Source organism: Shimia sp. R10_1 (genome assembly GCF_017744095.1).
Lineage (GTDB): Bacteria > Pseudomonadota > Alphaproteobacteria > Rhodobacterales > Rhodobacteraceae > Shimia.
Map to the genome: position 1 here is coordinate 387,709 of NZ_JAGHQX010000003.1, position 26,175 is coordinate 413,883.

The 26,175-nt window shown below is 54.4% G+C and carries 25 protein-coding genes, 1 tRNA gene and 1 pseudogene; 14 read left to right on the forward strand and 13 right to left on the reverse strand.

All coding sequences use genetic code 11. The features are described 5' to 3' along the window. Window positions 1-39 precede the first annotated feature (39 nt). A complete protein-coding gene (locus J7413_RS08785; RefSeq protein WP_209097694.1) occupies window positions 40-1,602 on the reverse strand; it encodes a 5'-nucleotidase C-terminal domain-containing protein in 1,563 nt (520 codons plus the stop codon). 123 nt (window positions 1,603-1,725) lie between these two features. Between J7413_RS08785 and J7413_RS08790 the strand changes: the two genes are divergently transcribed. From J7413_RS08790 to arsC, 3 genes are read left to right on the forward strand one after another with little or no spacing between them, the layout of a single operon-like run. Beyond that, on the forward strand, window positions 1,726-2,067 hold the full coding sequence (locus tag J7413_RS08790) for a DUF952 domain-containing protein (RefSeq protein ID WP_209097695.1): 342 nt from the start codon (window positions 1,726-1,728) through the stop codon (window positions 2,065-2,067). Next, entirely contained in the window at window positions 2,064-3,131 is a 1,068-nt protein-coding gene (locus J7413_RS08795) for a quinone-dependent dihydroorotate dehydrogenase (protein WP_209097696.1), read from the forward strand. The genes J7413_RS08790 and J7413_RS08795 overlap by 4 nt, the downstream gene beginning before the upstream one ends. Further along, window positions 3,128-3,466: an arsenate reductase (glutaredoxin) gene (arsC, locus tag J7413_RS08800; protein WP_209097697.1), complete on the forward strand. Its 339-nt coding sequence runs from the start codon at window positions 3,128-3,130 to the stop codon at window positions 3,464-3,466. Before J7413_RS08795 ends, arsC begins: the two co-directional genes overlap by 4 nt. A gap of 71 nt (window positions 3,467-3,537) precedes the next feature. Here the strand turns inward: arsC and J7413_RS08805 are convergent, their stop codons facing one another. Next, on the reverse strand, window positions 3,538-4,731 hold the full coding sequence (locus J7413_RS08805) for an aminotransferase class I/II-fold pyridoxal phosphate-dependent enzyme (protein WP_209097698.1): 1,194 nt from the start codon (window positions 4,729-4,731) through the stop codon (window positions 3,538-3,540). A 59-nt stretch (window positions 4,732-4,790) separates the two neighbouring features. Continuing rightward, a complete protein-coding gene (locus J7413_RS08810) occupies window positions 4,791-5,465 on the reverse strand; it encodes an HAD-IA family hydrolase (RefSeq protein ID WP_209097699.1) in 675 nt (224 codons plus the stop codon). 135 nt (window positions 5,466-5,600) lie between these two features. Between J7413_RS08810 and glmU the strand changes: the two genes are divergently transcribed. From glmU to moaA, 4 genes are all read left to right on the forward strand, one after another. Beyond that, window positions 5,601-6,956 carry a bifunctional UDP-N-acetylglucosamine diphosphorylase/glucosamine-1-phosphate N-acetyltransferase GlmU gene (glmU, locus tag J7413_RS08815; RefSeq protein WP_209097700.1) on the forward strand — a complete coding sequence of 452 codons (1,356 nt, stop codon included), beginning with the start codon at window positions 5,601-5,603 and terminating at the stop codon, window positions 6,954-6,956. Continuing rightward, window positions 6,956-8,779, forward strand: a complete 1,824-nt coding sequence (gene glmS, locus J7413_RS08820; RefSeq protein ID WP_209097701.1) for a glutamine--fructose-6-phosphate transaminase (isomerizing) — start codon at window positions 6,956-6,958, stop codon at window positions 8,777-8,779. Before glmU ends, glmS begins: the two co-directional genes overlap by 1 nt. Continuing rightward, a complete protein-coding gene (locus J7413_RS08825; protein WP_209097702.1) occupies window positions 8,776-9,453 on the forward strand; it encodes a DNA alkylation repair protein in 678 nt (225 codons plus the stop codon). The genes glmS and J7413_RS08825 overlap by 4 nt, the downstream gene beginning before the upstream one ends. A gap of 92 nt (window positions 9,454-9,545) precedes the next feature. After that, window positions 9,546-10,550, forward strand: a complete 1,005-nt coding sequence (gene moaA / locus J7413_RS08830; RefSeq protein WP_209097703.1) for a GTP 3',8-cyclase MoaA — start codon at window positions 9,546-9,548, stop codon at window positions 10,548-10,550. 32 nt (window positions 10,551-10,582) lie between these two features. On the opposite strand, the gene J7413_RS08835 is transcribed toward moaA, so the two are convergent. The 4 genes from J7413_RS08835 to J7413_RS08850 all read right to left on the reverse strand — a co-directional run bounded on the left by J7413_RS08835 (window position 10,583) and on the right by J7413_RS08850 (window position 14,139). After that, the gene (locus J7413_RS08835) at window positions 10,583-11,416 is read right to left on the reverse strand and encodes an AraC family transcriptional regulator (RefSeq protein WP_209097704.1); all 834 of its coding nucleotides are present in this window, start codon (window positions 11,414-11,416) and stop codon (window positions 10,583-10,585) included. A gap of 9 nt (window positions 11,417-11,425) precedes the next feature. Continuing rightward, complete coding sequence (locus J7413_RS08840; protein WP_209097705.1) at window positions 11,426-11,746, reverse strand: 2Fe-2S iron-sulfur cluster-binding protein; 321 nt, start codon at window positions 11,744-11,746, stop codon at window positions 11,426-11,428. Between the two features lie 24 nt (window positions 11,747-11,770). After that, the gene (locus tag J7413_RS08845; protein WP_247743405.1) at window positions 11,771-13,012 is read right to left on the reverse strand and encodes a cytochrome P450; all 1,242 of its coding nucleotides are present in this window, start codon (window positions 13,010-13,012) and stop codon (window positions 11,771-11,773) included. Between the two features lie 98 nt (window positions 13,013-13,110). After that, window positions 13,111-14,139: an AbrB family transcriptional regulator gene (locus tag J7413_RS08850; RefSeq protein WP_247743427.1), complete on the reverse strand. Its 1,029-nt coding sequence runs from the start codon at window positions 14,137-14,139 to the stop codon at window positions 13,111-13,113. 95 nt (window positions 14,140-14,234) lie between these two features. Between J7413_RS08850 and J7413_RS08855 the strand changes: the two genes are divergently transcribed. From J7413_RS08855 to J7413_RS08865, 3 genes are all read left to right on the forward strand, one after another. Beyond that, window positions 14,235-14,906, forward strand: a complete 672-nt coding sequence (locus J7413_RS08855) for a GntR family transcriptional regulator (RefSeq protein ID WP_247743406.1) — start codon at window positions 14,235-14,237, stop codon at window positions 14,904-14,906. A gap of 108 nt (window positions 14,907-15,014) precedes the next feature. Further along, window positions 15,015-16,151: a hypothetical protein gene (locus J7413_RS08860; RefSeq protein ID WP_209097707.1), complete on the forward strand. Its 1,137-nt coding sequence runs from the start codon at window positions 15,015-15,017 to the stop codon at window positions 16,149-16,151. After that, window positions 16,148-17,617, forward strand: coding sequence for a CDP-glycerol glycerophosphotransferase family protein (locus J7413_RS08865; protein WP_209097708.1), 1,470 nt, complete (start codon window positions 16,148-16,150; stop codon window positions 17,615-17,617). The genes J7413_RS08860 and J7413_RS08865 overlap by 4 nt, the downstream gene beginning before the upstream one ends. Before the next feature lie 180 nt (window positions 17,618-17,797). On the opposite strand, the gene J7413_RS20510 is transcribed toward J7413_RS08865, so the two are convergent. Further along, window positions 17,798-17,962, reverse strand: coding sequence for a transposase (locus J7413_RS20510; protein WP_247743407.1), 165 nt, complete (start codon window positions 17,960-17,962; stop codon window positions 17,798-17,800). Here J7413_RS20510 and J7413_RS08875 point away from each other — a divergent pair. The 4 genes and pseudogenes from J7413_RS08875 to J7413_RS08885 all read left to right on the forward strand — a co-directional run bounded on the left by J7413_RS08875 (window position 17,930) and on the right by J7413_RS08885 (window position 20,103). Continuing rightward, window positions 17,930-18,205, forward strand: coding sequence for a hypothetical protein (locus tag J7413_RS08875; protein WP_209097709.1), 276 nt, complete (start codon window positions 17,930-17,932; stop codon window positions 18,203-18,205). The two genes, J7413_RS20510 and J7413_RS08875, sit on opposite strands and share 33 nt — an antisense overlap. Before the next feature lie 178 nt (window positions 18,206-18,383). Beyond that, a pseudogene (locus J7413_RS20515) lies at window positions 18,384-18,503 on the forward strand (integrase); the annotation flags it as partial. 101 nt (window positions 18,504-18,604) lie between these two features. Next, on the forward strand, window positions 18,605-19,570 hold the full coding sequence (locus J7413_RS08880; protein WP_247743428.1) for a site-specific integrase: 966 nt from the start codon (window positions 18,605-18,607) through the stop codon (window positions 19,568-19,570). Window positions 19,571-19,848: 278 nt separating this feature from the next. Further along, a complete protein-coding gene (locus J7413_RS08885) occupies window positions 19,849-20,103 on the forward strand; it encodes a helix-turn-helix domain-containing protein (protein ID WP_247743408.1) in 255 nt (84 codons plus the stop codon). Window positions 20,104-20,226: 123 nt separating this feature from the next. Here the strand turns inward: J7413_RS08885 and J7413_RS08890 are convergent, their stop codons facing one another. The 5 genes from J7413_RS08890 to J7413_RS08910 all read right to left on the reverse strand — a co-directional run bounded on the left by J7413_RS08890 (window position 20,227) and on the right by J7413_RS08910 (window position 26,125). Further along, window positions 20,227-22,995, reverse strand: coding sequence for a calcium-binding protein (locus tag J7413_RS08890; protein ID WP_209097710.1), 2,769 nt, complete (start codon window positions 22,993-22,995; stop codon window positions 20,227-20,229). Next, window positions 22,989-24,944 carry a calcium-binding protein gene (locus J7413_RS08895; protein WP_209097711.1) on the reverse strand — a complete coding sequence of 652 codons (1,956 nt, stop codon included), beginning with the start codon at window positions 24,942-24,944 and terminating at the stop codon, window positions 22,989-22,991. The genes J7413_RS08890 and J7413_RS08895 overlap by 7 nt, the downstream gene beginning before the upstream one ends. A gap of 249 nt (window positions 24,945-25,193) precedes the next feature. Continuing rightward, window positions 25,194-25,370 carry a hypothetical protein gene (locus J7413_RS08900; protein ID WP_209097712.1) on the reverse strand — a complete coding sequence of 59 codons (177 nt, stop codon included), beginning with the start codon at window positions 25,368-25,370 and terminating at the stop codon, window positions 25,194-25,196. After that, entirely contained in the window at window positions 25,370-25,663 is a 294-nt protein-coding gene (locus J7413_RS08905) for a hypothetical protein (protein ID WP_209097713.1), read from the reverse strand. Before J7413_RS08905 ends, J7413_RS08900 begins: the two co-directional genes overlap by 1 nt. Window positions 25,664-26,048: 385 nt before the next feature. After that, window positions 26,049-26,125 (reverse strand) — tRNA-Met (locus J7413_RS08910). Window positions 26,126-26,175 lie beyond the last annotated feature (50 nt).

Genomic DNA, 26,175 nt, shown 5'->3' on the forward strand with positions numbered 1-26,175 from the left:
TTTCCCGGCGGGGGTTAGAAACGTCAAGCAATCAGGCGCTTACTTTTTGCTGATACGACCATCCAGTGCCGCAGCCCCCGCGCCATTCTTGGCCAGATACTCTGCGGTCACATCCGCCAAATCCGGGCCATAGTCATAGGCGTTTTCAGCGTCGCGGAACATTTTGTAGCCATCGCCACCGTTGCGCACATAGTTGTTGGACACAACGCCATACACTTTGTCGAGATCAATCGGCGCACCGCCAACCATCACGTCGCTGATGCGGCTGCCTGCGTCTGCGGCGGCATCAAAGCTGAAGGTCATACCCGCCACCTGCGGGAAGCGGCCTGCGCCATCTTCGATTTGGCTCACACCGTTCTCCAAAGCGGCCACAATGGTTTCGCCGGTCACCTGGAAGGTGGACAGAGTGTTCTGGAATGGCAGCACCGTGAGCACCTCACCCATGGTTACTTCGCCCGCGTCGATGGACGCCCGCAGACCGCCACCGTTTTGGATTGCAATTTCAACGCCTTGATCTTTCACACGATCCAGCATCGCGCCTGCGACCAGATTGCCCATGGCGCACTCGCCTGCCCGGCAGGATCCACGGTCGCCATCAATCGCCGCATCGGTCGAGGCGACAACACGTGACTTCATCTCTTCGATTGGGCCAGCCAGCTCCGCCACGCGCGCCACGATGTCCTGATCTTCCGCCACAGAGGCGTCGAGCAAAATGGTGTCACCGGTTGCAGCGGTTACATTGCCCGCGTCGTCAAAGGTCAGGGTCAGGTGGCCAACATATTTGGAATAAGCATAGGCCTGTACCACCGGCACGTTGCCAACCATGGTTGGATAAGCCATCGCGCCTTCTTCGGTGTTGGAGAATTTGGTGTGAGAATGCCCACCCACCACCGCATCCACGCCAGACACCGCGCCTGCAATCTCCATATCTTTATTCACGCCCACGTGGTTCAGCGCGATGATCTTGGTCACGCCTTCCGCGGTCAGCGCATCCACATCTGCCTGCAGGGCTTCAATCTCGTCCTGGAAGATCACTGCTTCGCCGGGGCTTGAGGTTTCAGCCGTGTCCGTGGCCAGCGCGGAAATGATGGCAACCTTTTCACCGCCAACGTCCAGCACCACATGGTTGGTCACTTTGCCAGCCAGCACATCGGATTGAGAGACATCAAGGTTGCCGGAAATCACCGGGAAAGACACGCCTTCAACCAGTTTAAGCAGCCCTTCGGGACCATCATCAAACTCGTGGTTGCCCACGGCCATGGCGTCAAAACCGATCTTCTCCATCATCTCGATTTCCACGTCACCTTTGTAGGTCGTGTACATCAGAGAGCCTTGATACTGATCGCCTGCGTCCAGAACCACAAGGTTCTGACCAGCCAACTCCTCGCGCAGTTCGGCAATCTTGGTCGCCACACGGGCATAGCCACCAAAGCATTTGCCCTCTGCATTGTCCTCAGCCTTGCAGGTCGAGTCATACTTGTTGATCGGCTCAATACGGCTGTGCAGATCGTTGATGTGAACAATGTGCAAAGTGTAGTCGGCAGCTGCCATACCAGCGGTTACGGCGAGCGCTGCGGCCCCTGTCATCAAACGCGCGATCATGGAGAATCCCTTCTCATTTTTACCATTCAATCAATATCGTGCCGCCTAAGGCACACCTATGTCAAAGGTTTAACAAAAGCTCTATAGCTTGACCTCACGCCCCGCCCGTTGCATGAGCAAGCCATGCTTATTTTCAAGATTTTTCGGGCCGAAGAATGGGCCACTCTGCGCGCCGATGGCCACACGGCAGGCGCCCCCGTGGATGTTGCCGATGGCTTTGTCCATTTCTCGACAGCGGAACAGGCTGCGGAAACCGCCGCCAAACACTTCGCCGGAGAGGACGACCTATTCCTGATCGCTGTTGAAGCTGACAGCCTTGGAGATGAGCTGAAGTGGGAAGTCTCTCGCGGCGGCGCTTTATTCCCGCATCTCTATCGAGAATTCCGGCTGTCTGATGTGACTTGGGCACAGCCTTTGCCACTCGTGGACGGCACCCATCAGTTTCCAGCGGGAACCATATCATGACCAACGGCAACATTCTTGAAAAACTGGGCATGAAGGCCCTGCGCAGCATTGACCCGGAAACATCCCACGGTTTGGCTATCCGCGCTTTGCAAATGGGTGTGGCAAATGCGCCGGGGCAAATATCCTCAGCGCGCCTGCGCACCGAAGTTGCCGGAATTTCGCTTCCAAACCCCGTTGGACTTGCCGCAGGGTTTGACAAAAACGCCACTGCACTGTCTGGCCTTGCCAAATCTGGATTTGGTTTTGTCGAAGTCGGCGCCGCAACACCTCGGCCACAGCCCGGCAATCCCAAACCGCGGCTGTTTCGACTGAGCGAAGACAAAGCAGCGATCAATCGCTTTGGTTTTAACAACGATGGCATGGAAGCCATCGGCGCGCGCCTTGCCAACCGCCCCAAAGACGCTGTCATCGGCCTCAACCTTGGCGCCAATAAAGATAGCGAAAACCGTGCAGAAGACTTCGCACGCGTACTGGCGCATTGCGGCGCGCATCTCGATTTTGCAACAGTCAATGTCAGCTCACCCAACACAGAAAAGCTGCGTGATTTGCAGGGCAAAGCCGCCCTCTCCGCGCTTTTGAGCGGCGTGATGGACACCCGCGACGCATTGGATCGGAAGATCCCAGTCTTCCTCAAAATCGCCCCGGATCTCAGCGATGTCGAACTGGGCGAGATCGCCGAAGTTGCGCAGGAAACAGGCGTTGATGCGATTATTGCAACCAACACGACACTTTCTCGCGATGGGCTCAGCAGCCCGCACAAGGCTGAGGCAGGGGGCCTGTCTGGCGCGCCGCTCTTTGAAAAGTCCACCCAAGTGCTCGCACGTCTGTCAGAACTGACAGAGGGTGCCCTGCCTTTGATCGGGGTTGGTGGCATAGGGTCCGCGGACCAAGCCTACGCCAAGATCTGCGCCGGCGCCTCTGCCGTGCAGCTCTATACAGCGCTTGTCTACGGCGGGTTCTCCCTTGCTGAAACAATCGTGCGGGAATTGGACGCGCTGCTGCAACGCGATGGCTTTGCCAATGTCGCAGACGCGGTTGGAAGCAAACGAAAGGACTGGCTATGATCACCATCTGGCACAACCCGCGCTGCTCCAAATCGCGCCAGACACTCGCCCTTGTTGAAGAACAGGGCGACGTCACAGTGCGGCGCTATCTCGAAGACGCGCCCAGCGCAGATGAACTCGCGGAAGTTCAGAAGCTCTTGGGCCTCAAAGCCATCGAGATGATGCGCACCAAAGAAAAGCGCTTCGCCGAGCTGGGTCTCAACAAGTCTGACGATGACGCGACATTGCGCGCCGCAATGGCAGAAAACCCGATCCTGATCGAGCGTCCAATTGTGCTTACAAACGGCAAAGCGGCAATTGGACGCCCACCAGAAGCTGTTCTGGACATCCTTTAAGCCGCTTCGCTCCAGACACCAAATCGGTCAAAAGTGCGCAGGGCTTCCGTCCTGCGCTCACCCGGCACCCATCAGCCCGACTGAAACACTGCACCAACTTCTGCCTTGATGATCCGCGCAATCAGTGCGCAATCCTCAAGCGAAAACGTCAGCGGGATGCGCATATCCACAATCCCCTTCAGGATCCGGTCAGATTTCGGCATTGGTGCGCTCGGGGCATAGCGCCAACTGTCGTAGCGGGATGTGAAGGCCACGGGCTCAGCGCCGCCAAACCACTTCAACTCAACGCCCCGTGCCAAACATCGCTTGAGCACGGCGTTGATTTTATCGACCGACCAATCCAACAACAAAAACTGGATCGAGCTGCCCACATAGCCTTCGCCTTCAGGCCGTTCCACAACGGTCAGCCCAGGCGTTTCGCGCAGCCCATCCAAGATCACATCGTGGCGCGCATTCCAGGCCGCCACGCTGTCAGAAAGTTTACGCAACTGCGGGCGCAATATCGCGGCACGCAGATGATCCATACGGCCCGAGACATTGGGTGTGTCATACTTTACGCGTTCAAAGACTTCCGCCTCGGGCACGGCCCCATTGCGCCCATAAAGCATGTAACTGCCCGACAAAATCGTGGCCCGCGCCATCAGCTCAGCGTCGTCACTGATCAGCAGGCCGCCTTCGCCCGAGTTCATGTGCTTGTAGGTCTGCGTCGAATAACACGCCATCTGCCCAAAGCGCCCCGATGGGACACCACGCCAGCTGCCGCCCATTGTGTGTGCGCAATCCTCGATCACGCGGATATTGTGCTGGGCGCAAATCGCCATCAGCGCATCCATGTCACAGATATGGCCCCGCATGTGTGACAGCATTAGTACATCAGCTTGGTCCGCTTTGGTTTCCAGATCATCCAGATCAATCACCAACCCCTCGGTCACGCCCACAAACACTGGCACAGCGCCGACGCTGGCAATAGCGCCTGGTACTGGTGCAAGAGTAAAGGCATTCGTCAGCACTTTGTCTCCAGCACCAACGCCCATGGCGCGCAACGCGCACCCCATCGCATACCCGCCAGATGCAACGGCAATGCAGAATTTGGCACCTACACTCTGCGCAAACTCTTGCTCTAAGAGAGAGGCCTCACCTACTTCACCCTCAGATAGGTTGTAGCGATGCAAACGACCTGTGCGCATCACGTCAACTGCAGCGGCAATCGCCTCTTCTGAAATCGGTTCTTGCTGGGTGAAATTGCCCTTAAACACTTCGCTCATCATGGCCTCCACACAGGTCGCGTCACATCAGCATTACGCAAGTTCACAGGCGGCTGCAATCACCCAACCGGATCAGCCAGAAGCGTCTCAACCACCTGTGGCAGAGACGCGAAGTCATGCAAAAGCGCCTCTGGCTCAAGCGCCGCCATGTCCTCCCCACTCGGGCCAAATGTCACCAATACGCTCGGCACCCCAGCAGCTTTTGCAGTGTTGCGGTCTGTGTCGCTGTCCCCGACCAGCAGGGTCTTGGCGGGATGCCCGCCCAAACGCCGCACAGTCTCGGCAAGTGGCGCTGGATCAGGCTTTCGCACCGGCAGAGTGTCCGCCCCAACCAACGCGCCAAAAGCGTCTCGCACGCCCAGAGCCTCCAACAGTTGCTGCGCCAGTCCTTCTGGCTTGTTCGTACAAATCCCCACGCCATACCCCTGCGCTGACAGCTGCGCGACCGCCTCCATTGCACCATCATAAAGCAGTGTATGTTCTGCAATAGCGCCGCCATAAGCTTCGAGCAAAACCGGATAATATGCTGTTATGGTTGCCTCATCCAGCGCCCCCACGCGCTTAAGCCCCTCAGTGAGCATACGTCGGCCACCCCGCAAGGCTACTCCCGCGTCGGTTTCTGGCCAAAGCACGTCTCCGTATCCCATCTCCCGGAAACAAAAATTGGCCGCAGCAATCAAGTCTCCGCTGGTATCCGCCAGCGTTCCATCCAGATCAAAAATGACGGTTTTCATACACTTGCCCTCTTCAGATGCGCGAGTTATCGCCAATGGCTGTTACAAGGCGCAACCTGAATTGAAGCTTGTCACCCTTGCACCCTTCCAGCACTCGGATAAAACGGGCACAATCGAAATTCAAAGAGAAAACAAATGAGCATAGCCCTCATCATCCTGGCCGCGGGCAAAGGCACACGGATGAATTCGGATCTGCCCAAGGTGCTTCACCCGATTGCAAACGCGCCGATGTTGATCCACGCCATGCAAGCTGGCCAGGCCCTGTCTCCAGAAAAAACGTTGGTTGTTGCAGGCCACGGAGCGGATCTGGTTGCGAAAGAAGTTTCTGAATTTGATCCTGAGGCCGAAGTGGTTCTGCAGGAAGAGCAAAACGGCACGGCGCACGCTGTGGATATGTGCCAAGAGGCCCTCGCTGATTTTGAAGGTGATGTGATTGTCCTCTTCGGAGACACACCATTTGTACGCGCTGAAACCCTCGAAAACATGGTCGCAGCCAAAGAGCGGAACGCAGTTGTTGTGCTTGGTTTTGACGCTGCAGATCCCGGAAAATACGGCCGCTTGATTATGAATGGCGATCAGCTTGAGCGGATTGTCGAGTTTGCAGATGCCTCCACAGATGAGCGCGCGGTCACTTTCTGCAATTCAGGGGTGATGCTTGTTGAAAGCAAAACACTCTTTGATCTGATCAGCGCAATTTCGTCTGACAATGCGCAAGGTGAATACTACCTCACTGACATCGTCGGCCTCGCACGTGAAAAAGGGCTGAATGTCACGGCTGTTTCTTGTGATGAGGCGGAGACGCTGGGCATCAACTCTCGCGCTCAGCTCGCTGAAGCTGAAGGTATTTTTCAGAAAAGTGCCCGCGCAGAGCTGCTCGACCTTGGCGTCACATTGCAACAACCCGAGACGGTCATGCTGTCTTTTGACACCGTAATTGGCAGGGACACCGTGATTGAGCCGAATGTCTATTTCGGCCCCAACGTGACCGTAGAAAGCGGCACGCGCATTCGCGCTTTTTCGCATCTTGAAGGATGTCATGTCTCTCGCGGCGCGGCCGTCGGCCCCTACGCTCGCCTGCGCCCCGGCGCGGAGCTCTCAGAAAACACCCACATCGGTAACTTTGTGGAAATCAAAAACGCCGAAATTGGCGAAGGCACCAAAGTCAACCACCTGTCCTATATCGGTGACGCCACTTTGGGCTCCGCGACCAACATTGGCGCAGGCACCATCACCTGCAACTACGATGGTGTCATGAAACATCACACCACCATCGGAAATCGCGCCTTTATCGGCTCCAACACAATGTTGGTCGCGCCAGTTGCTGTTGGTGACGAGGCGATGACCGGATCTGGATCTGTCATCACCAAGGATGTTCCTGACACGGCTCTCGCGCTAGCACGTGCCGATCAAGTCAACAAACCCGGTGTTGCCCGAAAATTGTTCGAATTGTTAAAGAAAAAGAAACAAAAACAGACATTGGAGAGCAAGTAATGTGTGGAATCGTTGGTGTTCTCGGCAGTCACGAAGCGGCCCCTATTCTCGTTGAAGCCCTTAAACGGCTCGAATATCGCGGCTACGACAGCGCAGGCATTGCAACCGTAAACGATGGCACGCTGGAACGTCGTCGCGCAGTTGGAAAGCTCGTGAATCTCTCCGACTTGCTGGTGCACGAACCTCTCCGCGGGAAGTCTGGCATTGGCCATACACGTTGGGCCACCCATGGTGCTCCCTCTGTGGTAAATGCGCACCCGCACCAAGCTGGGCCTGTGGCTGTTGTGCACAATGGTATCATCGAAAACTTCCGCGAGCTGCGTGAAGAATTAGCGAACGATGGGTTTTCCTTTGTCACGGAAACAGACACAGAGACAGTCGCTCTTCTGACGCAAATGTACATGAATACAGGGATGCAACCTGTTGAGGCCGCGCTCAAAACGCTTTCTCGCCTAGACGGTGCATTTGCGTTGGCGTTTTTGTTTTCTGGTGAAGATGACTTGATCGTTGCAGCGCGCAAAGGCTCTCCGCTGGCAATCGGCCATGGCGATGGTGAAATGTACGTAGGCTCCGATGCAATCGCTCTGGCCCCTTTGACCGATCAGATCACATATCTGGAAGAAGGCGACAGCGCGGTATTGAGCCGAACTTCTCTGGTGATCCGCGATGAAGCCGGCACAGAGGTGACACGAGAACAAAAAGTCATCAACGTGGATCAAGCGCAGGTCGACAAAGGCTTGCACAAACACTTTATGGCCAAAGAGATCGCTGAACAGCCCACTGTGCTCGGTCAGGCGATTGATCATTACCTTTCAAAAGACGGAAAATCGGTGGCTTTGCCTGATCAGGGCTTGGATTTCACCAAGGTCGACCGTCTCACCATGGTTGCGTGCGGCACCGCATACTATGCCTGTGTGACCGCCAAATATTGGTTTGAGCAAATCGCTGGTTTGCCTGTCGAAGTTGATGTGGCATCGGAATTCCGTTACCGCGAACCTCCTGTCACCAGCGGCACCGTTGCGTTGTTTGTTTCACAGTCGGGCGAAACCGCAGACACCTTGGCCGCCCTGCGCTACATGAGCGGGAAAGCGGAACAGATCGTCTCAGTTGTGAATGTGCCAGAGAGTTCCATCGCCCGTGAAAGCAATCTGGTCCTGCCAATTCTGGCAGGCGCAGAGATCGGCGTGGCCTCCACAAAAGCGTTTACCTGCCAATTAACCGTGCTTTTGATGCTGGCCCTGAAGGCCGCTCATGATCGAGGCAAACTGTCCGATGCGGAGCTGTCAACACATCTCACCGAGCTGCGTGGCGTACCTGGCCTCATCAATCAAGCGCTTGGTAGCGAAGCGCAGGTTGCGGCTGTGGCTGGCAAACTGGCGGAAGCGCGCGATATTCTATTTTTGGGACGCGGCCGCATGTTCCCGCTGGCGCTGGAGGGGGCGCTGAAACTGAAGGAAATCAGTTATATTCATGCTGAAGCTTACGCTTCTGGCGAGCTGAAACATGGCCCAATCGCTCTGATTGACAAACAAGTCCCTGTTGTGGTGCTGGCTCCGCATGATGAGCTGTTTGATAAATCGATCTCCAACATGCAGGAGGTTATGGCCCGCGCTGGCAAGGTGCTGTTGATTTCGGATTCCAAAGGCATGCAAGACGCCGCTGAGGGCGCTTGGGAAACCCTTCAGATGCCTCAGGTTTCGCCTGTATTGTCCCCCATCCTTTATGCTGTCCCTGCGCAACTGCTAGCCTATCATACGGCGGTTGCCAAAGGCACCGATGTAGATCAGCCAAGAAATCTCGCCAAGTCTGTGACCGTAGAATGACGCTGGACGACGCCCTCAGAGACCTCCGTGCGCTGATTGAACCGGGACGCGCAGATGGGATGCGCGCCTACCACAAGCAAACGCGGGAAGTGTTGGGGATTTCAAATCCCGCACTAAATGACCTTGCCAAAGCTTGGCGGCAAACGTTTAACGTAGAAACCCGCGTATCGCTGGCCAAAGCCCTGTGGGAAACCGACATCTTTGAGGCGCGTATTGTGGCTGCAAAACTGCTTACACAAGCGCGCCTGCGACCTGATGAGACGGCATGGGATTTGATTTGTTCGTGGGTGCCAGACTTTGACAGCTGGGCGATTGCAGACCATGCTTGCATGGCAGGACAACGTCGACTTACGGCAAATCCAGACCGGCTCGATACCGTTGAAAGCTGGACCACCTCTGATCATATGTGGACCCGCCGCGCGGCGTTGGTGATCACCCTTCCCTGGACCAAACAGAACAACCCAAAGCCAGCCGAGCTGGACGCGCGTGACCGTATTTTGCAATGGGCAGCGGGCTATGTCGAAGATCAGGACTGGTTCATTCAAAAATCCGTTGCGTGGTGGCTGCGCGATCTCTCCAAACACGACGAAACACGCGTTCGAAGTTTTCTGGAACTCCACGGAGACAGGATGCAGCCCTTTGCCGTCAAAGAGGCCGCAAAGTACTTAGCCTAAAGTTTTCGGCATCAAAAAAAATGCGGCGAAAAGTTACCTTTACGACTTTCGCCGCCCTTGCTCTGGCGCAGTGTCATGATTAACTTTCTCCTATGACAGCTCCATTGATTGATCCGTTCCACCGCGCTGTGAACTACCTGCGCGTTTCAGTGACCGACCGTTGCGACTTTCGCTGTGTCTACTGCATGGCAGAAAACATGACGTTTCTGCCAAAGAAAGAACTGTTGACCCTCGAAGAGTTGGACCGCATGTGTTCCACGTTCGTGCGATTGGGGGTGGAAAAATTGCGGATCACTGGTGGTGAGCCACTGGTGCGCCGCGATATTATGACGTTCTTCAAAAGCATGAAGCGTCATCTGGACAGCGGCGCTCTGAAAGAGCTCACACTAACAACCAATGGATCGCAACTCGAACGCTTCGCGGAAGAGCTCTATGCTTGTGGCATTCGCCGTGTGAATGTGTCGCTTGATACCATTGACGAAGGCAAATTCGCAGATATCACACGTTGGGGCCGTCTGCCGCAGGTTTTGCGCGGTATAGACGCCGCTCAAGCGGCTGGACTTCGGATCAAGCTCAACGCGGTTGCCCTCAAAGGCTTCAACGAAGACGAGCTCTTCACCCTCGCGGAATGGTGTGCCTCTCGCGACATGGATATGACCTGGATTGAGGTGATGCCCATGGGCGACTTGGGAAACGAAGACCGCCTCGATCAATACTGGTCGCTCAAAGACCTGCGCGCGCGCCTTGCTGAGCGTTATACGCTCACCGATCTTGCCGAGCGCACGGGGGGGCCGGCCCGTTATGTACGATTGGAAGAGACCGGTCAGAAAATTGGCTTCATAACGCCGATGACGCATAATTTCTGCGAAAGCTGCAACCGTGTACGTTTGACCTGCACAGGGCAGCTTTACATGTGCCTTGGCCAAGAAGATATGGCTGACCTGCGCGCGCCACTGCGCGGCAGTGAAAGTGACGCAGCACTGGAAAATGCGATCCGTGCTGCCATCGCCCTGAAACCCAAGGGCCATGACTTTGACTATTCACGTCAAAAAGTGGACGGTCAAATGTCGCGCCACATGAGCCACACTGGTGGGTGAAACCATTCTTGTCTAAGCATCGAGCGTGTCGCTCACGCCCGATACTTAGACCTGTAGTTGCGCGGCGCACACCCCTTTTCCAGCTTAAAGTCCCGGCTGAAATGGAACGGATCCGGGTAGCCGCACCGTATCGCGATCTGGGCCACCCGCTCGTCAGTACTGCGCAACAGATAGGCGGCAACGGCCATCCGCTCGCGCCGCAGCCATACAATTGGGCTTACACCCGCCTCATCACGAAACCTTCTGAAAAGTTGAGAATGGCTCAAGCCGGTTATCTGTGCCAAATCCGGAATGCGCCACGCCTTCTGCAGGTCACGACGCAGATGAGACTTCAGTTCCGCCATAGGTTCATCTTTGACAGACCCAATGGCAGCGTGCCGACTTGCAGACAATGCAGCCAGAATCTGCGCCACTTCCGCGTTTATCTGAGCACTTTCCCCAACGGCTTCTGCCGACAATTCATGTAGAATGTTTTCAAAGCACCCCGCGACCGAAGCAAGCTTCGGTGCAATCGGATTGGACGCGAAACCCAAGCGGTCAAAAAGTCGATCGATTCCCTGACCTCTGATTGACAGCCAAACATAGCGCCAAGGCGCGGTCGCACCTGCCCCATGCGCATAAGCCCGCGCTGTATCTATCCAGGCAAGGGTCTCAGCTTTTGCCAAAAACCGCGTATCGCCGATGTCTACATGGCCTTCCCCGGAAAGCGTGTAGATCAATACGTGCTCATTATAATTTCGGCGCACCATGTCACTGTTATGGTGCGCCAAAGTTCTGCCACCCACGGGCACGCTGTAGGGCCAAACGGCGTCGCTACCTTGCTCTGACGCAAAGTAAATTTTGTAGTCTTCGGTGGTCGTAGTCATTAGGTGTCTTTAGATTTGGGTGTCCGGTACTTGAACTTCCATCCCGTCCATATTTTCGCCAATCGACACCTGACAGCTCAGTCGGCTGGTTGGTTGAGGATCGATTACGAAGTCAAGCATGTCAGTTTCGTCGCTATTTGGTGCTGGCATGCGATCAAACCAGTCTTGCGGCAGCACGCAGTGGCATGTCCCACAGGCCCCTGCCCCACCGCATTCCGCAGCAATACCTTCAACGCCAGCACCAACTGCGGCTTGCATAAGCGTATCGCCAGCATTCGCATGTGCCTCGATACGATTTCCACTGGCTTCTAAAAAAGTGACTGTGATCATCAGATTCTGTCTTTCCGTCTGAACTTAGCGGCGCTGCCAATGGACGCGCAGCGCCTCAGGCCCACGCACTGAGAGGCCGCGTTTGTATTCCGGCGCTGCCTCGGCCAATTCGATCGTTGCAAATCGTGCGTTCAGGGTCGAGAAAATCACATCCATATCCAAGCGTGCCAGGTGATTTCCCAGACAAAAATGCCCGCCGCCCCCAAATGCCATATGCCGGTTCGGCGCGCGCGCGACGTCGAATGTGTCAGGCTGTTCAAAACGGTCTGGATCACGATTTGCGGCACCATAAAGCAAGCCAAATCGTGTCCCTGCGGGGAAGCGCATGCCGCCCACTTCGCAGTCTTCCGTGGCGAACCGATGAAAAAATGGCAAAGGCGATTCAAAGCGGAACATCTCTTGCACCGCCGTTTTCATAAGTGAGCCGTCTGCACGCAGGCGATCATGCTGATCGGGGAACTTCAGCAAGGCATGCATTCCGCTGCCAAGCACATCGATCGTCGACCCATGTCCCGCCATTAGGATTAGCATTGCGGTCGAAATCAATTCGTCTTGGCTAAGCCGCCCTTCATCACGATGGCTGACCAAACGTGACAGAAGATCATCTTGCGGCGCTTTCTCCCGAGTGTCCAAAAGCGCGAGCAGATACTCATAGAATTCCTTGGTTGCCTGCTCCGCACGCTGTTTGTCAGCGTCTCCGCGACCAGGGTCAAAATAACGGACAACTTCCTCTGACCAGTGGCGCAACAACGGGCAATCCTCATCCGGAACGCCCAGCATGCGGCCAATGATGTGCCCGGGTACATGCGCGGCAAACTCCCCGACAAAATCAACTTCGTCTTGATCACTCAACTCGTTCAAAAGGCGGTCAACAAAGCTTTGAATGGCGTCGCGCTGCTTCGAAATCATGGCGGGGGTGAACTCCCGAAACACCACCTTGCGCAAGCGGCTGTGGGTTTCCCCCTCGCTTTCAAGGAGATTCACCTGAACAAAACGCTCATGGTAGGGCATGTCATGAAAATTGATCGCCCGTTTTTGGCGTTGCCGCTCTTTTTCACCAATGAAGGCTTCGTTGTTGCGCAACATGGTTTTGTTGAGCGCGACCGCCTCAACATCTGACATCCGCGTCAGCATCCATGTGTCAATTTCTTCATAATAAAATGGGGTCTGAAGCGCCCTCATAGCGGCATAGCTGGGATAGGGATCTGCTGCAAAGGCCGACCCGTGCGGGTCGAATTCCATTGCTGGCTGGGAAATCTGTGGCATTGCGACCTCGTTAGCTGCGCAGGCGCACAGTATTCATCAGACACCTTAAATTAAATGCAGAATTCTCCAATTCACATAGATGGTTATCGCATAACTTGTTAATCGCCAAAAATTTTGCGCAATACGCGAGCGGCAAGCGGTGCCCCCACGATCACCACCACTATTCTTGTCAGATGATGCGCAATGACAAATCCAAGATCCGCACCAGTCACGATGGCTAGGATTGTCATCTCTGCCTGACCACCGGGCGCAAAAGCCAAAAAGGCTTCCATAGATGGCGCCAACCCCAATACTGTCACCAATTCGGCAAAACTAGCGGCCACAAACGCAAGCACCACCATGAATGCGAGCCCTGAGAGCACCACAGACTTCAGCTCACCAAGCGTGACACCGACATAATGCACGCCAATCACCACACCAATAAAGAATTGCGCCGCCAAAATTGCTTCGGCCGGAGGTCGAGAATGGATAAACCCGCTCAACGTCAAGACAGCTGAAACAATCAATGGCCCTAAAATGCTCGCGCCAAAGAGGCCGATCCGTTCGCCGCCTTTCCAACCAAACCAGGCTGCCCCCGCCATCAACACGAGTTCTTTCAGCTCGATGTCTGCAGCCGGCTCCCCGATTGGGTTGGAAAAGCTGACATCATAGAACGAGATCAACAAAATCGGCGCCAAGGTGACGATCACCAACACCCGTGTCGCGTGGAGCAACGAAAGAACCCGCGTATCGGCGCCGGCGTCTTGCCCAAACAGGATCATGTCCTGCAATCCACCAGGCATCGCCGCGTAGTAAGCCGTGGCTCCATCAAACTTGCACACACTGCGGAAGAACGGCACGCCAACACATCCGATGACAGCGATGTAAATCGGCACCAAGACAAGGCTTCCCGCCATGCTGGGCAGTTCTGCAACTACGTCTGGCGTGATGGATGTGCCCACCGCAACACCAAGGATGGTACGCGCGCCTGCTGTCACCTGTCCAAATCCCGTCAAACGTGCCCCCAAAAGGGCCGCGACAAGACAGGCCGACATCGGCCCAAACAGAAACGGCAAAGGCAATCCCAATAGGCTAAACAACACTGTCCCGATCACAGCCACCACGAAAGTGAAAGCGCGCAAGCGCATATTGGGCATGGGTCTTCCTAATCTGATTGACGCGACGAATCCACCTGTATACATTTGGATGCAATTTGACAAGGTCAGGCAAGCCGGAGCGCGAAATGGACACACCGATGCCACTGGAAGGACTGCATGGAAACTCCGCATACAGCGCGCTTCTCAATGAAATTCGGGACGGCCATCTTTCCCCTGGGGATCGGCTCCGAGAGACAGAGCTCGCCAAACGTTTCAACATCAGCCGCACGCCGGTGCGCGAAGCCATTCGACTGCTCGAGGCAGATGGGCTGGTCACGCATTTGCCACGTGTGGGTGCAACGATACGACGCCTGGACTATTCTGAGGTCATGGAACTTTACGAAATGCGCGTAGTGCTCGAATGCACTGCAGCGCGCATGGCAGCACGCGCAGCGTCAGACGTCGAAATTGCCGAACTCAGCGCAATCAGTGAAATGTTGGCTCAGGTTGGTGAAGGTACCGAAGCGTCCCGCCTAAATCGGCAGTTTCACCTTGCGCTTCTCAATGCAGCTAAAAATCGTTTTTTGACCAAGTCTATGTTTAATCTGCAGAAAGCCATGTTGATTTTGGGGCGCACAACGCTCGCAGACCCCGAAAGGTATCAAAATGCGATCCTCGAACACCAAGCAATCTTAGAAGCGCTGACAAGGCGGGACGGTGAAGCCGCAGAAACTGCGATGCAAGACCATATCATCGCTGGCCAACGCGCCCGTATTCGCGCGCTGCGCATTGATTTGGACAATCCCAACGCGGTTTGATCAGCGCGCCGCGGCTTTCGAGTATTTTAAAGAAAAAAACACCAATTTTGGCGAAACTGTTTTGAACTTCGCGCGACCCTAGGCGCTTCCGGCAGAAGGCTTGCCTCAATGTTCAAACTCTTCCTGCCAGCTGTTCTGGCACTCGTGGCATTATGCGCCATTTTGTGGCTGCCTGAGGCGGCGCGCTCGGCAGAAAACCTACCCGTTCTTTTCTTGGCCCTGTTGGTGCATTTGCCTGCGTTCTTGCCAGTGTCGCAACATGGCAAGCTGCTGACAACCAAAGTTAAACTGCTCAACACATACCCCGAAGTGCTCATCCCCCCCTGCCTAGCGATCGCCTGGCTCTTTATCGGCGGATCATTCCAAGTCACGCTGCAGGTTTGGCTGTTCGCTGCGGCAACGCTTTCTGCGATCTGCCTATGCTACGCCGCTGTTCGCATATGTGATGCGAAAGTCGCGCGCATCCAGAGTAACGCGTGCCGCGTGGCGACCATGTCACCAGCGAGCACTGCCGATATTGCAAAACGTCACATATATCTCATCCGCTGCGCACTGACTGCGCTGTCATTGACCGCCATATTTGCAACGGCAGCAGACGCCTTGTTGCCGCATGCGCTCCTGATACTCCCTATCGCGCTCAGCCTCGCCGCAGTTGCCTTGACGGCACTGACACTGCATCAAGAACGCAGTGCCCATGCTGACCTGGCACCGCTTCTCCGCGACTTTCTGGCAAGACAATTGCAAGCCTCGCCTGCCCAAGTGGCTGTCTATCATGCGGGCACATCCAAAGCCGATATCTCCGCCACCAAAGCTCTATGTGAACACCTAAATGAAGCGCACGAACCTTATGTGCTGATCGTACGCGAACGCAGCGCTTTAGAAGACTTGCAAAAACTCTCGCCACAGCACCTCTGGCACGCAGAAAAGCTCGGCGCACTTGCCGACTGTGTACAGCCACAGATTCGCACAGTGCTCTATGCTCAGGACCATCCCAAGAACAGCCACTTTACCCGCAACACACAATTCGAACATGTTCTGATCACGGCATTTAATCCGCTTGAGCGCGCCCCCGCTCTGCCACAGACCGTCGCGCTCTACCAAAAGATCCTTGCACCAACGGAAGCGCATGCGCGGAATTGGCAATCCAACGCGACACTGGATTTAGTTTCACGCATCGTCACCAAACATCCAAATGTGCCTGATCTTTACGCCCCGCGCCCTTGGATCGGTCGTACGGCCGCATGACGGGCGCGGCTTTATATCTGGGCGCAATTACATGCGTGTTGGTCGGAGAAACCTGGCTCAGGTTTAGCCTGCACAAGGCGCAGCGTAGCTGCACCGTTTCCTCACTCACTCCCCAAAGCACTCCCGTCTCTCGAAATCACCTATCCGCACAGGGCTTAACTGCAACAGCGCTTCTCTGTCTTTTGAGCGGCTTGTGGGCAACGCCAGACAGCGCGGCACCGCTCTTCATCGCGCTCCTTCCCTTTGGCTTGCGGATCAGTCTATCACGGCTGACACGCGCACACATCAAACGCAGTGCAGCGGTTCATAGCCTTCAGACATTACGGCACCCCAAGCTAAAAAGGGCACGCATAGCGCTCTATTTCTCTGAACCAAGGCTTGCAACGCCCTATCAGGTGACAATGTGGCTCAAGCCACTGCTGTCTCTCAAGGAGCCCTTTGTCATCCTCTTGAAAGAACGCAAACATCTCCAGCATTTTCCAAAGTCCGACCTCTATGAGGTCCTCATCATTACCGACTTGCCAGAGAAAACCGCGTTCTTGCCAACATCCGTAGAAGTGCTGTTTTACGTCAACAACAGCATGACAAACCTGCCGGTTGTTGCCGCAAACCCAAACGTCACACATGTCCAGCTGCTGCATGGCGACAGCGACAAACCACCCAGCTACAATCCGATGTCTGCGATCTATGATCGTTTGTTCGTCGCAGGAGAGATGGCCATCGATAGATACGCACGCCATGGCGTGATTATCCCGCGCGAAAAGTTCACGATTGTCGGCCGCCCACAGTTGCCCCGCACCAAGAACGCAGCCTCAACTTCAAAAGCATGCAAAACCGTGGTCTACATGACCACATGGACCGGCATGTTTGATGACAGCAATTTTTGCTCTCTCGCTCAGGCGCAAAAAATCGTGGAACAAACTCTGACCAGTGCAGAGCCGCTTGAGGTTATATTCAAGCCACACCCCTTATCCCTGAAGGCGCCTGACTGGCCTGATTTGAAAGATCAGCTGTTGAAATCAACCAACGTGATGTCGAAAGGCTCCACCTTTCGTATCGCGACAACTGAAGAAGATGTTTTTGATCTTTATGAACGCGCGGATCTGCTGATCAGCGATGTATCCTCAACATTGATAGATTTCTTGGCAACGGGAAAACCGTATATTGTCACCAATCCCAATGCCTATTCAGAAACAGACCTTACCTCATTCCCGAGCGTCGCTGGCGGCTACCTCACCTCACGGGATGCAAGCAATCTTCCAGACCTGATGGCAACCAGCTTTACAACAGATCCACGCGCACAGAATCGAAAGGCACTACGCGACTACGCCCTTGGAGATCACGATAGTCCGGCAGGAGCTGCCTTTCAAAACGCCTGCCGCCAGTTGCTCGATGACCGAGGAGAAAAGTCGCCAGACAACAGTCGCAAACATACCCGACCTTGTGAGCCAGAATTCAATTTGTAGATTTCTTACGAGAGACCTCTTCACTATGGGCGCAAGCTCCTCCGCCTAGCGGCAGCTCAGCCAGTCTCATTTGCAGCAAATACGCCAACTGAACGACTACCGGCTGGCGTCGGTAGGATCAGCGATATGGTTTTCCAGGTACTGAATTACAATGTCTTCCGTAATGGCCCCGTTGGTGGTTTAAAAATACCCGCGCCCCCAATAGCGCCTACGCAACGCGGGAAACTCGCGTTGCACCTTGTAAGATGAACGCCCCTTCATCTTGCGCACCAAATCACTGATCGCGAGCTTTGGCGGAAGCGAGACGAACATATGGACGTGATCGCTCGACAAAACGCCGCGCAAGATGTCGACTGCGTTCTCCCGACAGACCTGACGGCAGAAGCCACCACCCTCATCCGCTCTCTGCTGGAGGAGATCCGACTAATCCCCAATGCGGAAGGCCCCATGGACATTGAGCTTGTTGGCGAGCTGGCGGGTTTGCTTGCGTTAGGTCAAACAAAATCGGCCTCGAAGGGTTATGCTTCGGGCCGTTCTGTATCGTTGGTTGCGGGAGTAGGATTTGAACCTACGACCTTCAGGTTATGAGAGAGGTTAGGCGTCGTTGCACGGTTTGCGCCTTTTTGCGACCCTCTACCCTATCTTATTGAATCCATTGTTTTTTAATTGACGACGATTGCGCCTCAGCTCTACGCCTTATTCCAAGATTTGCGCCCAACTGCTTCCACAGTGCTTCCAAAAGCGGGCCAGAGACGGAGAAAACACGATGCCAAAACTGACCAAACGCAGCGTTGATGCCTTTGAAGTGCGCCCCAAGAGTTACTTTGAATGGGACAGCGAAATCAAAGGGTTTGGGGTGCGCATCATGCCTTCGGGCACCAAGACCTATCAGGTGCAATATCGCAATGGGGGCCGCACCCGGCGGGCGTCGATTGGGCGGCATGCAACATCACCGCAGAACAGGCTCGCAATCGCGCCAAAGAGATCATGGGCGAATTGTCCAAAGGCGAGAACCCGGTGGAAGAGATCGCCCAGCACCGCCGCGCGCCGACCGTGGCTGCGCTATGTGAGCGGTTCTTTGAGGAACATGCCAAAGAGCGCTGCAAACCCAGCACACAGGGCGAGTATCGCCGCGCCATTGACCTGTTTATCAATCCTGCCATCGGGTCCTTTAAAATTGTGGATGTGGAGCGCAAAGACATTGCGGAGCTGCACCACAAATTCCGTAACAAGCCTTATCAGGCCAATCGCACACTTGGCGTGTTGTCCAAGATGTTCAATCTGGCGGAAATCTGGGGCCTGCGTCCTGATGGCTCAAACCCCTGCCGCCATGTCCCTAAATACCGTGAACAGAAGCGTGAGCGTTATCTGAGTCAAGGTGAACTGCAACGGTTGGGCACGGCGCTGACAGAGGCGGAGGACGATGGCACAGAGACATCCCATGTGGTCGCCGCCTTTCGCTTGCTAATCCTGACTGGATGCCGATTGGGCGAAATTCAAACCCTGCGGTGGAGCTACATCACAGATCGCGGCATGGAGCTGCCAGACAGCAAGACAGGCGCGCGGCTCATTCCCCTACCCCAAGCCGCACGCGCCATCCTGAGCGCCCTGCCACGGCGTCCTGACAACCCATATGTGATCATCGGAAAGCAACCGGGTGGCTATACCACAGACATGCAGAAACCTTGGCGGCGCATTCGCAAGCGCGCGGGTCTCTGCGATGTGCGCATTCACGACCTGCGCCATACCTACGCCTCCAACGCGGTGTCGTCTGGTATGCCCATTCAGATGGTCGGGCGTTTGCTTGGCCATACGCAAATTCAGACAACCATGCGCTATGCGCATTTGGCGGATGATCCGGTACGGCGCGCCGCTGAAGAGAACGCAAGAATGCTCGAAAATGCACTGAATGTACCGGAAAATCACACTGTGAATTTGTGTTCTATTTCATGACTGTTCGGTACTTTCGAATACATTTAACACCTCGTTGTTTCCGCTCAGGGGCAAGTACAAATACTCAACCTAGCAAACTTGCCGCTGAGCAGAGATTGCTTCGTTAGTTCAGCTTTGAGTTAAAAATCGCCCACCAAAACAGCGTAAAAGGCCAGATTTTGTGCCCAGTTCAAAATTTCGAGGCGTGAAGATGCACACTTTTGCACTGATTTGAACAGTTCCACATTACTGACAAAGATCAGAAAATGAGAGCATCACAGTAAACTAGGAACGCTGTCATGCACTTGAACAATACAAAACAACCAAAAAATGACTCAATGGTCGAAAGCGACTATCTCGACGGCTTCATTGACGAAAAACAAGCCGCTAACTTTATGTGCCAAAGCGTGCGCACAATCCAGAAATGGCGCGTAACTGGTTACGGTCCCAAGTTCTACAAATCAGGCCGCTCTGTGCGCTATCGCCGCCGTGATCTGCTGGCTTGGGGCGAAGCCCGCCGCGTTGGCAGCACCAGCGCTTACACCACCGCTTAAGCAAATTAACTCAGATCGCGCGAACTGGGAAACAAAGAGTACGCTCTCTGTTTCCCTCGTTTAACATTCTCCGTACATGGCATTTGGAGAATGTAGAGGCCAATCGCGCCACTCCAATATGGCCTACAGCAACAAATCGTCCTCAGAGAAGCCGACTGCGGCCGTTTCAAAATCAATTGCAAAGTCTGATCCGCCGCCATCAACATTGACATAGAGGCGTTTAAAATCTGCACTGATCCGGACTTCACCAATCCCGTCAGTGTAGAGAGATCCACCACCGACACCAACAAATGTCAGCCCATCCATCACGTTTCGAAGGTCTATCGTATCTTCGCCAGAAACAAAGTCTGCAATCACATCACGATCTGCATCAAATGAGCTGTCAGAAATGTTGTGAAACACAAAGACATCATCCCCCGATCCCCCGATCAACGTATCAGCATCTGCTCCGCCGATAAGGGTGTCGTCTCCACCTCCACCGTTCAGGGTGTCCTGTCCACCACCTCCGATTAGACGGTTCACATACTGATTGCCCTCTAACCGATCCGATCCGATGTCTGACCCCGTCACGGCTTCGATTGAAGAAAACGCCACATCATTGTGGTCCGAACGCCCTATACCTATCAGCAAGTCAAAAGGGTTCACTTCATATGTCCGTGCAGTGAGATCCACATACACACCTGCTTCGCTACTGGCATAAGTTACAGTGTCAATTCCACTGCCTCCACTAAAGGAGTCTTGGCCTGATCCTCCTTCAAACACATCATCTCCTGCGCCGCCTAGGAGCGTGTCATCTCCTGCGCCACCAAAGAGACGATCGTCCCCTTCGCCACCATCGATCACGTCATCTCCTGCATTTCCAGACAGAACATCATCGTGATTGTCGCCTTCAATTTGGTCGTCGCCCTCGCCACCTCTAATCGTATCCCGCCCCGCAAGGCCACGCAGAGTATCGTTGCCGCCATGGCCCCACAGTTCATTCACTTCACCGCTGCCGACGAGATAGTCATGACCAACCTCGGACCCTTCGATGTTTTCAAAACCAGTTATCAAACTGTCGAGGTGATCTTTACCAGTTACTAAGTTGACAGAAACATCCTGATTAAAGTCGGCAAACGAAACTGTGTCATTGCCGCTTCCACCGTGCAATGTATCCACACCCAGCCCACCGTTTACGAGATCGTCCCCACTGCCAGCCACAATGGAGTCGCTCCCGTCACCACCAAACAAGCGGTCTTGTCCAGCGCCACCGTCAAGTGTGTCATTCCCCTCATTGCCGGCAAGGGCATCGTTGCCGACACCTCCAAAGAGTGCATCATGCCCTTCACCGCCCCTCAACAGATCGTGCCCATCCTCGCCTACAAGAGTGTCGTCGCCACCAAGACCTTCCAGATCATTGTTGCCATCATCCCCTGTCAGGCCATCAGCGGATTCATTCGACCCGATGAGGTTTTCTATCGAGATATAGGAATCTCCGCTTGAGCTGTGGCCGGTCATAAGGTCTACAATGACGCCAGAACCGTGAGCTTGGTAGCTCACGGTATCGGAGCCACTTCCACCAACAAATCTATCGCTCCCGGATACATCATGCAGCAGGTCATTGCCCTCGCCACCTTCCAGAGTGTCGTCGCCTGAACCGCCAAACAATGTGTCATCCCCGCCAAACCCGCGAAGATGATTATTGCTCCCAGATCCGGACAACGAGTCATCCCCAACATCCGATCCATCAGCGTTTTCAAAACCGACAATCGTGTCCCCGCTGTTGTTTGTATTTGTCGACAGATCAAGAATGACGCTTTCATTGTTCCTGAAATAGGACAGCGTGTCTGTGCCACTTCCGCCATTCAGGCTGTCGTTGCCCTTTCCGCCATCGACAAAGTCATTCCCCGACCCTGAACTCACTGTGTCATCGCCATCGCCAGCAAAAATGCGGTCGTCTCCAGAACCACCCAGGACAGAATCCGCACCTGCATTTCCTGCAATCACGTCATCCCCCAAACCACCAATCAGTGTGTCGGAGCCGCCATCGCCCAAAAGCGTGTCATCTCCTTCCTCCCCTTCAAGTCGATCATCTCCTCCTAAGCCTTCCAAACGATTGCTGACTTGCGTGCCCAAAAGAGTGTCGTTGCCAATATTGGACCCAATCGCATTCTCAAATCCTGAGAGGATATCTCCGACGTTATTGACGTTGGAATCGAGGTTTACTGATACATGTTCGGAGAGATCCGCAAACGACACCGTATCGTTTCCTGAGCCACCATGCAGGGTATCGTCCCCTGCTCCTCCCTCAAGCAAATCGTTTCCGGCCCCGCCAACAAGGGAGTCGTTACCTCTCAATCCTCTCAAAACATTGTCTTGAGTATCTCCGATGATCCGATCGTCGCCGTCCACATGATCCGATCCAATCACACTTTCGATACTTGTGAGACTATCCCCACTGTTGTTTGTGCCATCTGCAAGCTCGACAACCACGCCACTGGAACGCCCCTCATAGGATACCGTGTCCTGCCCCGTTCCACCGTGAAACACGTCAACGCCGGAATGGTCTATCAACAGATCATTTCCGTCGCCGCCATGCATCAGATCATCACCTGAACCTCCCATGAGCGTGTCATCGCCATCGCGACCGCTAAGAGTATCTCGATTATCACCACCAGTGAGCATGTTAGCGGCGGAATTTCCTGCCAGTGAATTATCCGCAGTATGTGAGCCAATGAGATGTTCGATGTCGCGGTAGCTATCGCCGCTAGAACTGGTTCCCGCCTCAAGATCGATATCTACACCAGATCCATGACTTTCATAGCTGACTGTGTCTTCACCGCTGCCACCGTCAAAAACATCCCAACCTGAGTGATCGATGAGCAGGTCATTGCCGTCGCCACCAATCAGCACATCGTCTCCTGTGCCACCAAGGAGTGTGTCATCGCCGTCAAGACCATTGAGCACGTTGTTCCCCAAAGCCAAGACATCTTCTGAGGTCGCCACGCTGTCACTGCCCAACCGCGTTGGCTGCTTGACGCGTCATATTGGTCGCTCCTACGCAGTTCAAAAGTATCGTCCCCTGAGCCGCCACTGTAGAGATCATCACCGCGCCAAAATGTTAAAGTGTCATCGCCCGCGCCGCCATACACCACATCATCATGCTTGCCACCATCTAGGCTGTCGTTGCCCTCGCCTCCGTAAAGGCGATCATCGCCTTCCTCTCCAAAGAGCCTGTCGTTTCCGTCGCCTGCCTGCACAAAGTCATCGTCCGATCCGGCAAAAATACGATCATTGCCCGCGCCACCAGAGATATAGTCATCTCCGTTGGAACCGCTCACCGTATCATGACCATCGCCGCCGAACACAACATCATCGCCGCCGCGCCCATAGAGCAGATCATTGCCCTCATCACCTGACAGCTCGTCGTCACCATCATGGCCCGCCAGCGTGTCGTCTCCCCCGCCTCCTGAAACACGCGCATCAAAATCTCCGTTTGCCGCGCCGGTATCGTTCACCGTGATCGTGTCATCCCCTTCGCCCCCTACGGCGATTTCCAATGTGTGAGTTGTAAGATCTAAACGCACCCCAGACGTGTCTTCGATATAAACTGCATCGATACCATCTCCTCCGGAGACATAGCCGTCAGTCAGATCATCTCGGTCCACAAACAAGACATCGTTACCACTACGTCCTGCGAGACGGTCCACCCCCGCGCCTCCAGACAAAAAGTCGTCTTTTGCGCCACCAAGGAGTGTGTCGTTGCCATCTGCGCCTGTAATTTGGACATTACGTGTGAAATCCGTTGCATCAAGCCGGTTGTCTCCAGCATTCCCAGAAACACCAGAGATCGCGTTGGTCGTGAGATCCACATCAGTTGAAGCGGTGCCCTCCAATTCCACAAAACGGTACTCTTCACCCGTCTCAAACTCGATACTGTAACCATCGGCAGTCTCCACCCGCTTCCAGCCGTGTTCTGTGTAAGCCAGCTCCAGATCGCCAACCCCGCCTTCAACCACGACCCCCTCACGGGTGTAGGAAGCCAGCCCTGCCAGCGTACTGCCAAACACCGTGATATCGTCCTCACGGTCATCAAACGCTGCGCCGTTGTCATAGGTCAGGTTGATCTCGGTGATGCCCCAGTCAGCCAGCGTCTTTAACTCTCCGTCATCCGTCACAGCATCCTGATCCAGATCCTGCCAAATGCGCAGCTCAGACCACACCGCGTCCGAGGCATTCAGCACACCATCGCGGTTGAGATCAAAGGCGCGGCCCAGTGCCTGTAAATCGGTATCAGACGTATTGCCCCAGAGCGAAAAAGCTATTTCGCGCGCCTGATCTATCTTGCCGTCGCCTCCACCACGCGAGCCATCCGCATTCAGGTCGAGGACAAGGAAGCCGTCATCCGCAGCAGCCCAAGTCGCTTGCTCTTTGTAACCGTCATCATCCCAGTCAAAATAAATTGGATTGCCAAAGGCGAGTTCGACACCGTCGAAGTCAAGGTCAATAACAACGGGCTGAACGCCAGAGTAGTCAGGGTTGTCGGGCAAGCTCGGATCCGGCGTGCCATGTGATTGATCCCCATTGCCGCCATGCCATTCACCGCCAGAAGGAGACCAATCATCGCCAGTGGTTGTACCAGTCGAACCCTGATCCGTTTCGTGGCCAAGGCTGTTCCCAGAACCACTGCCGCTATCATTTCCGTTCCATGGATCTTTGTCGCCAGAATCGCCGGGGTCTCGAGATTCGCTGGGGTTGTTCGGTGTTTCCGGAGATTGAGGGGAAACATAATCGCCATTATGCGCGTTTTTAGGCAGGTATCCGTTATAAGCATCCTCAGCTATCGCATCCAATGCATTCATTGCGTCTGAAATCGAAATCGTTCCATTTTGCCCTACTGCTCTTGAAGACGACACTTTGCCAATCGGACTGGAATAGACAATTTCTGTATCTCGAATTGTTACGTCCAAAGTGTAACCTTCGGTGTACACTCCAAGACCCAAAAGGTCTGTGGCTCCAACTCCAGTTGTAGTGAACGTGTCCCCATTGGACAGGTTTTTTTGCACCCCTGCGGTGATTCCTCCAATGGACGTTCCAGAAGGGGTTCCTACTCAAAGATAACTCGTCCAGCCTTCCAAGCCGCCTCTGATGCTCGCGCTTCCCCACCTGTCAGCGGAAACGCCCAATGATGCAGACATGTAGACGCTAATGGTAAATCCATTTTCATCATCAATACCCGCCGCCACCCCAACAAAAGCGAACTCGCCGTAAATTCCACGCTCTGCCATTAATCTTCTTCTTGAATTACCATTAGTTCTCTAAAAGCAAGCATTCCTAACGAGTTAGATTGGCTGCCGTACCAACCTGTAGGACCTTCCAAAGACTTTAGTAGCCTCGTAACAACGAAGGGCAGAATTCCTCGAAAAACTGCAAAAAACGCTCCGATAAACAGAAACCAATTTCCAATAACTTCAGGTTTCGAGTAGGGTTCGTTTTTTGTCACCAACAGACCCCCAACAATTAGAAAGCCTAGGCCAAGCATAAAGAAAGCGAGGGCACGCCGTTTGGTAATTTTAAACATTATCTGCCTTTTAGTCCGGCGTAGTCGATGCAAAAGCAGACCTTTTTGTCACCTGCTATCTCAGCGCGAACAATCAAACTGTTAGCTGTTCCAGAAACCTACGACAAAACATTTGGGGTTTTGAAAGGTCTATGGTCGGTTGATCTTTGGTCACTGTGTACACTCACTTGCTGCGTTGCGCAAAATTTTGAGTGTTTGAAACGTCAATAACAATCTGGAAGTGTACACACAGCCAACAACATGACCGATGCGATCACGCGCGTTGCCCAATCGCCACACTCAGTTTCCCGCTCCAATTGCTTCCAGAGTGCTTCCACGGCGAAGGCTCAAGCGCTATCACCCAATGAGGAGAGCACCTTAAGTCGTTGTATCTATTTTCAGATTTTGGTTGCGGGAGTAGGATTTGAACCTACGACCTTCAGGTTATGAGCCTGACGAGCTACCTGGCTGCTCCATCCCGCGGTGGTGTTGATCGCGTGCTTTTTTGTGCTTCGATCTGTTTTCCTTCAGGT